Origin of the sequence: Azospirillum brasilense (genome assembly GCF_003349955.1) — a bacterium.
In the GTDB taxonomy this organism is placed as follows: Bacteria; Pseudomonadota; Alphaproteobacteria; order Azospirillales; family Azospirillaceae; genus Azospirillum; species Azospirillum brasilense_B.
In genome coordinates this window covers 17,881-30,261 of record NZ_QLKQ01000081.1, presented here as the reverse complement: position 1 = coordinate 30,261, position 12,381 = coordinate 17,881, and the positions used below count along the sequence as shown (strand labels likewise).

The following is a 12,381-nucleotide window of genomic DNA, read 5'->3' as shown; positions in this document are numbered from 1 at the left end:
GGTTGGTGGCGATTTTTGCCGGAGGCCCGGGGTGGGGGCAGGGACGAGAACGGGTCTTCTACCCGTCCAGCGCCACCGCCTCCAGCGCGGACAGGTCGCAGACGAAGACGTTCGGCGCCTGCTCGACCACCAGGCCCGCGCGCTTGAACTCGGCGACGGTGCGGCTGGCCGTCTCCATGCCGACGCCGAGCATGGCGCCCAGATCCTCGCGGCCCGACAGCAGGACCGGCTCGTTCGGGGCATCGGCGGCGAGCTTCAGGAACAGCCGGGCCAGCCGCCGCCGGGCGCTGCCGGTGGACAGCTCGGTCAGCCACTCGTCGGCCTGATGCAGGGACTGGTACCAGCGCTCCATCAGGCGGGCGTGCAGGCGCGGCGTCTCCTTGCTCAGCCGCTCGACCACGGCCCGCGGCAGGCGGCAGGTTTCGGCCTCCTGAAGCACGACGGCGGTGTGCTCGTAGGGCTTGCCGACCAGCACCTCCAGCCCGGCCACGGCGCCCCGGCGGAGCAGCCGGACGATGCGCTGCGTGCCGTCGGGGAGGAACTGGACCAGCTTCACCAGCCCGCTGCGGATCGTGTAGAGGGAACCGCCCTCGTCCCCGGCGCTGTAGAGCGTGGCGCCGGGCTGGAAGCGCAGCTCGTCGATGGGGATGTGGATCAGGTCGAAATCCTGGTCGCGCAGGTCGCCGAACAGGACGAGGTCCCGGATGGCGCAGCTGCTGCAGCGCGCGGCGCCCAGCCGCGCGGCGTCGATTCCATTCCGATGCACCCCTGCCCGCCTTCCGTCCGCCGGACCCGTTCCGGTTCCGCCCGAAGCTCCGGAGCGGATTTTACGCGATCCGGTCGAAAAGTTCCAACCGCGTGGATCCGTCCCGGGCGATATCCCGTATCGTGTCCTACCCCCTCTTCCCAAGTTGCGCGCAGCGAAAGGCAATCCATATGACCAATCGCTTATGCCCTTGTTCTGAAGTGGTATTGTCTCAGCCCCCTACCGTTGATAACCAAAGAGATGCCCGCCCCGTCAAACATTCGACATTATCTGAAATCATCGAATAGACCGGACGGCGAGCAGGGCATTAAGGAGCGACCTATTGGATTGTCTTTGTTTTCGGAGTGAACGCTGCGGCGAGGATCAGCGCCATGACCGTTGGTGATTTGGACCTCGACGCCTGCAGCCGGGAACCGATCCATCGCCCCGGCAGCATCCAGCCCCACGGCATGCTGTTGGCCTTCTCCGGAAGCGACGCCGGCGACACCCTGATCCAAGCCAGCGCCAACGCCGCGCCGGCGCTGTCCCTGCCGCTGGCGCAGGCGTTGGGTCAGCCGTTGGAACGGGCGCTGCACCCGCGGATCGCCACCGCCGTCCGCTCCTTCCTCGCCGCCGGTCCGGTTCCCTCCCGCCCGGTGCCGGTCGCCGTGACCGAACTGCCCGGTGCCGGCCGTCACCAGCTGCTTGCCCACACCGTCGGTGACGCGGCGGGCGGCAGCGTGGTGATCCTGGAGCTGGAACGGCTGGACGGGCTGGAGACCGACCTCCTCGACCACGTCTATCCGCGCATGCGCGAGGCGCTGGAGCGGCTGGACGCGCTGAACGCGCCGACGGACCTTCTGAGCTGCGCCGCGCAGGAGGTCCGCGCGCTGACCGGCTTCGACCGCGTGCTGATCTACCGCTTCGACGCCGACTGGCACGGCACGGTGGTGGCGGAGGACGGGAACGGGCGGCTGCCCTCCTATATGGACCTGCGCTTTCCCGCCTCCGACATCCCCACCCAGGCGCGCGAGCTGTACCGGCTGAACCGCCAGCGGCTGATCCCCGACGCCGGCTACACCCCGGTGCCGCTGGTCGCGCCGCCGTCGGCCGCCGCCGGGACACCGCCGCTCGATCTCAGCTTTTCCGTCCTGCGCAGCGTGTCGCCGGTGCATGTGCAATACATGCGGAACATGGAAACCGCCTCCTCCATGTCGGTGTCGATCCTGCTGCATGGGGCGCTGTGGGGGCTGGTCTCCTGCCATCACCACGCGCCGAAGGCGGTGTCCTACGCCGTCCGCTCGGCCTGCGACCTGATCGCCCAGATCCTGTCGGTGCGCATCGCCGCGGTGGAGGACCGGCGCGACGCCGAGCACCGCATCGCCTTGCAGGGCATCCAGGCGCGGCTGCTCGCCGCCATGGCCCAGACCGACCCCTTCATCGCCGGGCTGACCGAGCATCCCGACGACCTGCTGCGCTTCGCCAACGCCAGCGGCGCCGCCGTCGTCTTCGAGCGGCGCTGCACGCTGGTCGGCGACACCCCGACGGAGGAGCAGGTGCGCGGCCTCGTCGACTGGCTGGCCGCCCAGGGCGAGCCGGAGCAGTTCGAGACGGACAGCCTGCCCGCCCTCTACCCGCCCGCGGCGGGCTTCGAAGGCAAGGCGGCTGGGCTGCTGGCCATCGCCGTGTCGAAGCTGCACGCCAGCTACGTTCTGTGGTTCCGGCCCGAGGTGGTGCGCACCGTCCGCTGGGGCGGCGACCCGCGCAAACCGCTCGACCGCGACGGGCGGGGTCTCAGCCCGCGCGCCTCCTTCGAGACCTGGAAGGAGACGGTGCGCCACCGCGCGCTGCCCTGGACCGCGGCCGAGCGCGACACCGCCGCGGCGCTGCGCCACGCCGTCATCGGCATCGTCCTGCGCAAGGCGGAGGAGCTGGCCGCCCTGTCGCGGGAGCTGGCGCGCTCCAACAAGGAGTTGGAGTCCTTCTCCTACTCGGTCTCCCACGACCTGCGCGCTCCGTTCCGCCACATCGTCGGCTACGCCGAGCTGTTGCAGGAGCTGGAGGCGGACCGGTTGAGCGACACCGGAAAGCGCTATCTGAACGTCATCGTGGACGCGGCCAACAGCGCCGGCACGCTGGTGGACAATCTGCTGCACTTCTCGCAGATGGGGCGCAGCGAGCTGACCCCCGTCTCCATGGACATGAACGCCCTGGTGGCGGAGGTGCGGGAGACGCTGGCCCCCGACACCGCCGGGCGGGCCATCGAGTGGGACATCGCCCCGCTGCCCACGGTGCGCGGCGATCCCGTGATGATTCGGCTGGTTCTGCAAAATCTTTTGTCGAACGCCATCAAATATTCCCGCGACCGGGAACCGGCGCGCATCGCCGTGGGTTGCGAAGACCGGCCCACCGAAACCCTCTTCTTCGTCAGGGACAACGGGGTCGGCTTCAATCAGGCTTACGAGAAGAAGCTGTTCGGAGTCTTTCAACGGCTGCACCGCAACGAGGAGTTCGAAGGCATCGGCATCGGTCTGGCCAACGTGCGCCGCGCCGTGGACCGCCATGGCGGACGGACCTGGGCCGACGGACGGCTCGACAAGGGGGCCATCTTCTACTTCACGCTGCCGAAGGCCGGGGCGGCGAAACCCGATCTGCGAGACTTCGATGAGTGACCTGAAACCCATCCTGCTGGTCGAAGACAACCCGCGGGATCTGGAGCTGACCCTGGCGGCGCTGGAGAAATGCCAGCTCGCCAACGATGTGATCGTCGCCCGCGACGGCGAGGAGGCTCTGGGCATGCTGACCCGGCGCGACCCGGAGACGGGCAAGCCGACCCAGCTTCCCGCCGTCGTCCTGCTCGACCTCAAGCTGCCGAAGATCGACGGGCTGGAGGTGCTGGAGCGGGTGAAGAACGACCCCGAGACCCGGCATGTCCCCATCGTGATGCTCACCGCGTCGCGCGAGGAAAGCGACCTCGTGCGCAGCTACAAGCTGGGGGTGAACGCCTTCGTGGTGAAGCCGGTGGACTTCAAGGCCTTCTTCCAGGCGATCCGCGACCTGGGCGCCTTCTGGGCGATCCTGAACGAACCTCCGGTCGGCTGCGCCCGCCGTCCGGCGGGAACCCCGCCCACGGGAAAAGGCGTCTGAAGGAATGCCCTCGGGAATGCCCTCCGTGGTGACCATCCTGCATCTGGAAGACAGCCCGCTCGACTGCGAACTGGCCTGCGCACGCCTGCGGAAGGCGGGAATCGCCTGCGACGTGACCCGCGTGGACACCCGCGCGGCCTTCGAGGCGGCGCTGGTCGGGGCGGCGGCAGACGGGCGGCGCTTCGACCTGATCCTGGCCGACTTCTCGCTGCCCGACTTCGACGGGCTGGAGGCGCTGGGCATCGCCAAGGCCCGCGCTCCGGAAACCCCCTTCCTGTTCCTGTCGGGCCGCATGGGGGAGGAGACGGCGGTGTCGGCGCTGAAGATGGGGGCGCGCGACTATGTGCTGAAGCAGCGGCTGGCCCATCTGCCCGCCGCGGTGGAGCGGGCGGTGGTCGAGGCCCGCACCCTGGCCGAGCGGCGGCTGGCCGAGGAGAATCTGCGCCGGTTGCGGCAGGCCATCGACGATATCCGCGATTACGCCATCGTCACGCTGGACCTGGAGGGCCGCATCACCTCGTGGAACGAGGGCAGCCGCCGCCTGTTCGGCCACAGCGAGGAGGAGGCGCTCGGCCGCCCGCTGTCCCTGCTCTTCGCGCCGGAGGAGCGCTGCGCGGAGAACATCCGCGGCCTGCTGGCCGGGGTGGCGGAGAAGGAGCGCTGCGAGGTCGAATGGACCCACGCCGCGCGCGACGGGCGGCGTTTCTTCGGCTCCACCGTGCTGACCGTGGCGCGCGACCCCACCGGCGCGCCGGCCGCCTATTCGGTGGTGGTGCGCGACATCACCGACCGGCGCGCCTCGGAGATCGCGCTGCGCGACAGCGAGGCCAAGTTCCGCGCCATCGCGGAAAGCATGCCGCAGCTCGTCTGGTCGGCCCCGCCGGACGGCCTCCCCGATTATTACAACCTGCATTGGTTCGCCTACACCGGAACCCGGCCGGAGGCGATGACCGGCGCCGCCTGGATGGAGGTGGTCCATCCCGACGACCGGGCGCGAACCGCCGCCCTGTGGACCGCCGCGGTGCGGTCGGGCGATTTCTACGAGGTCGAGTACCGGCTGCGCGAGGCCGGGGGGCGGTACCGCTGGTTCCTCGGGCGGGCGGTGCCGCTGCGCGAGGGCGACGGGCGGATCACCCGCTGGTTCGGCACCTGCACCGACATCGACGACGCGGTGAAGGCCCGCGCCGCCCAGGCCGACGCCCGCGAGGATCTGGAAAGGCAGGTGGCCGAGCGCACGGCGGAACTGGTGGCCGCCAACCGCCGCCTGCTGGGCGAGGTGGCGGAGCGGCAGCGCGCCCAGGCCGACCTCAGCGCGCTCTACACCAAGACGCCGGTGCCGCTGCACTCCCTGGACGCCGAGGGCAGGCTGCTGAGCGTCAGCGACCGCTGGCTGGAGTTCATGGGTTACGAGAGCCGGGGCCAGGTGCTCGGCCGCAACATCACGGAGTTCATGCCGCCCGATGTCGCGCGGGAGCATCGGGAGCACCGCTGGCCGGAGTTGCTGCGTCTCGGCGCGTTCCAGGACATACCCTACCGGCTGGTCAAACGGTCGGGGGAGATCGCCGACGTTCTGGTCTCCGCCCGGATCGAGCGCGACGGGTGGGGGAGCTTCCTGCGCACCATGGCCGCCGTGGTCGACGTGTCCGCCCGCCTGCGCGCCGAGGCGGAGCGCGAGCGGGCCGAGGAGGCCCTGCGCCACTCTCAGAAGATGGACGCGCTGGGCCAGCTCACCGGCGGCATCGCCCACGACTTCAACAACCTGCTGACGGCGATTTCCGGCAATCTGGACCTGCTGCTGTCCCGGCTGGACACGGCGGAGCGGGCGGATCTGCGCGACTACGCCGGCCACGCCAAGGTCGGGGCGACCCGCGCCGCCGGGCTGACGCAACGCCTCCTCGCCTTCGCCCGGCGGCAGCCGCTGCGCCCCGACGCGACGGAACCCTGTGTGCTGGTCCAGGGGATGGAGGACCTGCTGCGCCGCACGGTGGGCGAGCAGGTGTCCATCGCGACGGATTGCCCGCCGGACGCTTGGGCGGCCTGGTGCGATTCCAACCAGCTGGAGATCGCCCTGCTGAATCTGGTGGTGAACGCCCGCGACGCCATGCCGGACGGCGGGCTCATCACCATCACCGCGGCCAACGCCCATCTGACGGCGGCCGACGTGGCGGGCGATGCCTCCGGCGCGGCACCCGGCGATTATGTGGTCCTGACCGTCGCCGACACCGGCATGGGGATGCCGCCCGACATCATCAAGCGCGCCTTCGATCCCTTCTTCACCACCAAGCCGATCGGGCAGGGGACCGGGCTGGGCCTGTCGCAGGTCTATGGCTTCGTCAGCCAGTCGCACGGGCTGGTGCGCATCGACAGCGAGGCCGGGCGGGGCACCGCCGTTCGCCTCTACCTGCCGCGCTGCGACGGGGAGGAGGGCGCCGGTCTTCCGCCGGGGGCCGCCGCCGCGCCCGCCGCCGACGCGGCGGTGGATGGGGTCGCGGACAACACCGCCGGAACCGTTCTGCTGGTGGAGGACGAGGCGCTGGTCCGCATGGTCGCGGTTCAGGCGTTGGAGGACGCCGGTCTGGACGTGGTCGAGGCGTCGGACGGCACGGAGGCGCTGGAGTTGCTGGACGGCGGATTGCGCGCCGATCTGGTGGTGACCGACGTCGGGCTTCCCGGCATGAACGGGCGGCAACTGGCCGAGGCGGTGCATGAGCGGCGACCCGAATTGGGCGTGCTGTTCATGACCGGCTACGCCTACGACGCGACGCTCGGCACCGGCATCCTGGAGCCGGGCTGCGAGGTGCTCCAGAAGCCCTTCGAGACGACGGCCCTGGTCGCCCGCGTCACCGGTATGCTGGCCCACACGCGGGGCGGTGGCAATGCCGGCGGGGGCGGCGGCGGGGGCGCCCTGCGTGAATCTGTCCCGGAACGCCACTGCGATTGATGCGTTATTCTCCTCCAAGGACGAGTCCGGCCCCGCGCACGGACTCCGCGCGGGGGGAGGACGGGCGATGCTTCAGGTCTCCGAATCGCAGGTGCGCCTTGGGCTCTCGGCCCCGGACAAGACGGAGGCCATCCGCATCGCCGGGCGGGCGATGGTCGACAGCGGCCTGATCGACCCCGGCTACATCGACAGCATGCTGGGCCGCGAGGCGGTGTCCGGCACCTATCTCGGCAGCGGCATCGCCATCCCGCACGGGCTTCCCGAGGCGCGCGATCTGGTGCGGCGGACCGGCGTGGTGGTCGTCCAGTTTCCGCAGGGCGTCGATTGGGGCGGCGGGGAGCCGGCGCGGCTGGTCGTCGGCATCGCCGCCAAGTCGGACGAGCACATCGCCGTCCTGCAACGGCTGACCGGCGTGCTGGGTGATCCCGCGGAGGCCGCGCGGTTGGGCAATACGAGCGACCCGCGCGCCATCATGGCCGTGCTGAACGGCGAGGCGCCCGCCGCGCCCGTGAGCGAGCCGGTCGCGGTTCCCATCGAGGGGGACAGCATGGCGGTCACCGCCCCGTCGCCCCACGGGCTGCACGCCCGCCCGGCGACGGCGCTGGTCGAGGTCGCCAAACGCTTCCGCGCCGAGATCGCCGTCCGGCACGGCAGCACCACCGCCAACGCCAAGAGCCTGATTTCCCTGCTGCGGCTTGGCGCGTCCGGTGGCCAGCCGCTGACCGTCACCGCATCGGGCGAGGACGCGGCGGCCGCGCTCCAGGCCATCCGCGCCGCCTTCGAGGCGGGACTGGACGAGCCTGTTGCTGCGGCGACGCCCGCGGAGGAACCGGCACCACGGGTCTCGCCGGCCGATCTCGACTATGACGGGCGGGTGATCGCCGGCATTTCCGCCTCGCCCGGCGTCTCCACCGGCCCGGTCTGGAAGTTCCAGCGCGAGGAGCTGACGGTCGCCGAGACCGCCCCCGATCCTCAGGCCGAGCACCGCCGGCTCGACCAGGCGCTCGCCGCCGCCGCCGCCGACCTGCGCAACCTGCATGAGGAATTCTGGAAGAAGGCCGGCGCCGCCAAGGCGGCCATCTTCAAGGCGCATCAGGAGCTTCTCGACGACCCCGAAATGGTCGCCGAGGCCCACGCCCTGATCGACGGGGGAAAGAGCGCCGGCTGGGCGTGGCGCGCGGTCTACGAGGAACGCGCCGGCACGCTGGCCCAGCTCGCCGACCCGCTGCTCGCCGGGCGGGCCGCCGACCTCAGCGACGTCGGGCGCCGCGTGCTGCGTCTGCTGGCGGTGGTGACGGAGAGCGTGGCGGCCCTGCCGGACCATCCCGTCATCCTGCTCGCCGAGGATCTGGAGCCGTCCGACACGGCGAAGCTCGACCCGGCCAGGGTGCTGGGGCTGTGCACGGCGGGGGGCGGCGCCACCTCCCACACGGCGATCATCGCGCGCTCGCTGGACATTCCCGCGGTGGTCGCCGCCGGGCCGTCGGTGCTGGACCTGGAGAACGGGCGGGCGGCGATCCTCGACGGCGACGGCGGGGTGCTGGTCGCCGACCCCAGCGAGCGCGACCGCGGTCGCGCCGCCGAGGCCCGAATCAAGGTGGGCGAGCGGCGCGAGGCCGAACGGCTCGACCGCTACAAGCCGGCCATCACCACGGACGGACGGCGCGTCGAGGTCGCCGCCAACATCTCCGACCCGGCGGAGGCGGTGCAGGCCGTGGAGGCGGGCGGCGAGGGCGTCGGGCTGATGCGCACGGAGTTCCTGTTCCTCCAGCGCGACCTGCCGCCGGACGAGGAGGAGCAGTTCGCCGCCTACCGGACCATGGTGCGGGCGATGAACGGGCTGCCGATCATTCTGCGCACGCTGGACATCGGCGGCGACAAGACCGTTCCCTATCTGCGCATGCCGGCGGAGGGCAACCCCTTCCTGGGCGTGCGCGGCATCCGCCTGTGCTTCGAGCGGGAGGACCTGTTCCGCACCCAGCTCCGCGCCATGCTGCGCGCGTCCGCCGAGGGGCCGGTGCGCATCATGTACCCGATGATCGCCGCCCCGGCGGAGCTGGAACGGGCCAAGGCGATCACCGAGGCGGTGCGGCGGGAGCTGGACGTGCCGCCGGTGGAGCTCGGCATCATGATCGAGGTGCCGTCCGCCGTGATGATGGCCGACCGGCTGGCGCGGGAAGTGTCCTTCTTCTCCATCGGCACCAACGACCTGACCCAATATGTGCTGGCGATGGACCGGCTGCACCCGGTGCTGGCCCCGCAGGCCGACGGGCTGCACCCCGCCGTGCTGCGCATGGTGGAGCGGACGGTGGACGCCGCCCGCCGCGCCGGAATCTGGGTCGGCGCCTGCGGCGGCGTGGCTGGCGATCCGGCGGGGGCGGTGCTGCTGTCCGGGCTGGGCGTCGCCGAGCTGAGCGTGGCCATTCCCGCCGTTCCCTCCGTCAAGGCGCGGCTGCGCGCCATCGCCATGGCCGACGCCGAGCGCGCCGCCCGCGAGGCGCTGGACTGCGCCGACGCGGCGGAGGTTCGGGCGCTGGTCCGTCACCGTTTCGCCGACACCGGAGGCGTATCATGAGCGCACCGTCCACCCCACGCCCCGGCGTCGTCACCGTGACGCTGAACGCCGCCATCGACCAGACGCTCGACGTGCCGGGGTTCGCCGCCGGAGCGGTCAACCGGGCGGTCGCCGAGACGCGGACGGCCGGCGGCAAGGGCATCAACGTCGCCGCCTTTCTGTCTGGCGCCACCACACCCGTCACCGCCACCGGCTTCCTCGGCGAGGAGAACACCGCCGTGTTCGACGCGCTGTTCCGCCGCCGTGGCATCCGCGACCGCTGCCTGCGCCTGCCGGGCCGCAGCCGGGTGAACATCAAGCTGGTGGACCGCGAGGGGCGCTCCGTCACCGACATCAACCTGCCGGGCCTGCATGTTCCGGCGGAGAGCTGGCGCGGGCTGCTGACCGTGGTGGACGACCTCGCCATCATCAACCGGACCTTCGTCCTGTCGGGCAGCGTCCCGGCGGGCGTTCCGGACACCGCCTACGCCGAGATGGTCACGGCCCTGCACCGGCGCGGCGCCTTCGTGGTGGTGGACGCCAGCGGTCCGCCGCTGCGCCACGCCGTGGCCGCCCGCCCCGACATGGTGAAGCCGAACGCGGCGGAGCTGGCCGAGCTGCTGGGCCGCCCGCTGAAGGACCGGGCCGAGGTGGTGCGCGCGGCGCGCGAGCTGTCGGAGTCTGGCATCGCGCTCGTCGTCGTGTCGCTGGGCGCCGAGGGCGCCGTCTTCGTGGAGGGCGGCCGTGCCCTGCTCGCCGTGCCGCCGTCCGTCGAGGTGGCCAGCACGGTCGGCGCCGGGGACGCCATGGTGGCCGGAGTCGTCGCCGCCCGGCTGGAGGGGCTGGGGCTGGAGGACTGCGCGCGGCGCGGCACCGCCTTCGCCGCCGGCACGCTGTCCCGCCTCGGCCCCGAACTGCCGCCGCCTGAGCGGCTTGCCGAGCTGATGCGGGCCGTTCGAACAGAAGAGCTGTAAAGGTTTCAGCGCCGGAGGGATCGCGATGGCAAAGCTCGTGGCTGTGACCGCCTGCCCGACGGGGATCGCCCACACCGTCATGGCGGCCGAGGCGCTGCGCCGCACCGCCGCGCTGATGGGCCACGCCATTGCGGTGGAGACCCAGGGGTCGAACGGCGTGCAGACTCCGCTCTCCGCCGCCGACATCGCGGCGGCCGACGCGGTGATCCTGGCCACGGACATCGCCGTGGACGATTCCCGCTTCGCCGGCAAGCCGATCCTGCGCACCTCGACCGCCGCCGCGATCCGCGACACCAAATCGGTGATCGGCAACGCTCTGGGCCATGCTCCCGGCGCGCAACCCGAAACCGCCGCTCCGCAGCCCACCCCAAAACCGACACCGACCGCGGTGCGCAGCCCCGGCCTGCTGGTCGCCATCACCGCCTGTCCGACCGGCATCGCCCACACCTTCATGGCGGCCGAGGCGCTGAAGCAGGCCGCCCAGGCCAAGGGCTACCGCATCAAGGTCGAGACGCAGGGCTCGGTCGGCGCGAAGAACGCCCTGACGGAGGAGGAAATCGCCGAGGCCGAGGCCGTCATCATCGGTGCCGACACCCACGTCGCCACCGACCGCTTCGCCGGCAAGCGCCTGCTCAAGACCTCGGTGGGGGAGGCGCTGAAGCAGCCCGCCCGCGTGATCGACGAGGCGCTCGCCCTGCCGGCTCCGACCTCGACAGGGGGCGCCGCGACGGGGAGCGCCGCCGCACCCGCTTACGCCGACGCGGTGTCGGGCGCCAAGGCGCGTCCGAAGGAGGTGCCGTCCGGCCCGTACAAGCATCTGCTGACCGGCGTGTCCTTCATGCTGCCGCTCGTGGTGGCGGGCGGCCTGATCATCGCCCTCTCCTTCGTCTTCGGCATCGAGGCCTTCAAGGAGCCGGGGACCCTGCCGGCGGCGCTGATGCAGATCGGCGGGGAGGCGGCCTTCGGGCTGATGGTGCCGGTGCTGGCCGGCTACATCGCCTATTCGATCGCCGACCGGCCCGGCCTTGCCCCCGGATTCATCGGCGGCATGCTGGCCGCCAAGATCGGGGCCGGCTTCCTCGGCGGCATCGTGGCGGGCTTTCTGGCCGGCTACATCGCCCGCTGGCTGCGCGACACCATCCGGCTGCCGCAAAATCTGGAGGGGCTGAAGCCGGTGCTGATCATCCCGCTCCTCGGCACGCTGGCGGTCGGTCTGCTGATGATCTACGTCATCGGCACGCCGGTCGCCGCGATCATGAACGGGCTGACCGCCTTCCTCCAGGGCATGACCGGCGCCAACGCGGTGGCGCTCGGCGCGCTGCTCGGCGCCATGATGGCGCTGGACATGGGCGGTCCGGTCAACAAGGCGGCCTACACCTTCGCGGTCGGGCTGCTGGCGTCCAGCACCTACACGCCGATGGCCGCGGTTATGGCGGCCGGCATGACGCCGCCGCTCGGGCTGGCGCTCGCCACCATGGTCGTGCCCAGCCGCTTCACGATGCAGGAGCGCGAGGCGGGCAAGGCCGCCGGCGTGCTCGGCCTCGCCTTCATCACGGAAGGGGCGATTCCCTTCGCGGCCAAGGACCCGCTGCGCGTCATCCCCGCGGCGATGGCCGGATCGGCGGTGGCCGGCGCCCTGTCGATGTGGTTCGGCTGCGGCCTGCGGGCGCCACACGGCGGCGTCTTCGTGCTGGCGATTCCCAACGCGGTGGCGCCGCTCGGCCCCTATGTTCTGGCCATCGTCGCCGGGACCATCGTCACGACGCTCGGCCTGATGATCCTGAAGCGCCGCATCGAGGCGGACCCGACCGCGGCGCCGACGCTCGGCAGCGCCGCGCCGACCCCGACCAGCCCCGCGCCCAGCGGGGCAGGGCGCTGAGAGGGCGGGACCGTCACAGCCGCTGATTGCCGGCTCTACCGCAAATTAGTTTTAATTTTCGCCAAAATTGAAAGAACTCGACAACTCCAGAGTGCTATCGCTAGCTTTGCGTTGTTCCGCTGTCGGTCTGTTCCGCAGTCC

7 protein-coding genes are annotated in these 12,381 nt (G+C 71.4%); 6 read left to right on the top strand and 1 reads right to left on the bottom strand.

Annotation, left to right across the window (positions count from 1 at the left end):
• Positions 1 to 58: 58 nt before the first annotated feature.
• Positions 59 to 766 carry a Crp/Fnr family transcriptional regulator gene (locus DXK32_RS26495; RefSeq protein ID WP_114861250.1) on the bottom strand — a complete coding sequence of 236 codons (708 nt, stop codon included), beginning with the start codon at positions 764 to 766 and terminating at the stop codon, positions 59 to 61.
• 371 nt (positions 767 to 1,137) lie between these two features.
• Between DXK32_RS26495 and DXK32_RS26490 the strand changes: the two genes are divergently transcribed.
• The 6 genes from DXK32_RS26490 to DXK32_RS26465 all read left to right on the top strand — a co-directional run bounded on the left by DXK32_RS26490 (position 1,138) and on the right by DXK32_RS26465 (position 12,240).
• A complete protein-coding gene (locus DXK32_RS26490) occupies positions 1,138 to 3,417 on the top strand; it encodes an ATP-binding protein (protein ID WP_114861249.1) in 2,280 nt (759 codons plus the stop codon).
• Complete coding sequence (locus DXK32_RS26485) at positions 3,410 to 3,892, top strand: response regulator (RefSeq protein ID WP_114861248.1); 483 nt, start codon at positions 3,410 to 3,412, stop codon at positions 3,890 to 3,892. Before DXK32_RS26490 ends, DXK32_RS26485 begins: the two co-directional genes overlap by 8 nt.
• A 16-nt stretch (positions 3,893 to 3,908) precedes the next feature.
• Positions 3,909 to 6,833 (top strand): PAS domain S-box protein, encoded by a 2,925-nt coding sequence (locus tag DXK32_RS26480; RefSeq protein ID WP_162801358.1) that lies wholly within the window; start codon positions 3,909 to 3,911, stop codon positions 6,831 to 6,833.
• A 67-nt stretch (positions 6,834 to 6,900) separates the two neighbouring features.
• Positions 6,901 to 9,408: a phosphoenolpyruvate--protein phosphotransferase gene (gene ptsP, locus DXK32_RS26475; protein WP_114861246.1), complete on the top strand. Its 2,508-nt coding sequence runs from the start codon at positions 6,901 to 6,903 to the stop codon at positions 9,406 to 9,408.
• A complete protein-coding gene (gene pfkB, locus DXK32_RS26470) occupies positions 9,405 to 10,361 on the top strand; it encodes a 1-phosphofructokinase (RefSeq protein ID WP_114861245.1) in 957 nt (318 codons plus the stop codon). The genes ptsP and pfkB overlap by 4 nt, the downstream gene beginning before the upstream one ends.
• A gap of 25 nt (positions 10,362 to 10,386) precedes the next feature.
• Positions 10,387 to 12,240 carry a PTS fructose-like transporter subunit IIB gene (locus DXK32_RS26465; protein ID WP_114861244.1) on the top strand — a complete coding sequence of 618 codons (1,854 nt, stop codon included), beginning with the start codon at positions 10,387 to 10,389 and terminating at the stop codon, positions 12,238 to 12,240.
• Positions 12,241 to 12,381 lie beyond the last annotated feature (141 nt).

What these genes read in the sequence shown, in the direction of transcription:
- DXK32_RS26490 (WP_114861249.1), top strand. Translation starts at nt 1,138, where the DNA reads ATGACCGTTGGTGATTTGGACCTCGACGCCTGCAGCCGGGAACCGATC.
- DXK32_RS26485 (WP_114861248.1), top strand. Translation starts at nt 3,410, where the DNA reads ATGAGTGACCTGAAACCCATCCTGCTGGTCGAAGACAACCCGCGGGAT.
- DXK32_RS26480 (WP_162801358.1), top strand. Translation starts at nt 3,909, where the DNA reads ATGCCCTCCGTGGTGACCATCCTGCATCTGGAAGACAGCCCGCTCGAC.
- ptsP (WP_114861246.1), top strand. Translation starts at nt 6,901, where the DNA reads ATGCTTCAGGTCTCCGAATCGCAGGTGCGCCTTGGGCTCTCGGCCCCG.
- pfkB (WP_114861245.1), top strand. Translation starts at nt 9,405, where the DNA reads ATGAGCGCACCGTCCACCCCACGCCCCGGCGTCGTCACCGTGACGCTG.
- DXK32_RS26465 (WP_114861244.1), top strand. Translation starts at nt 10,387, where the DNA reads ATGGCAAAGCTCGTGGCTGTGACCGCCTGCCCGACGGGGATCGCCCAC.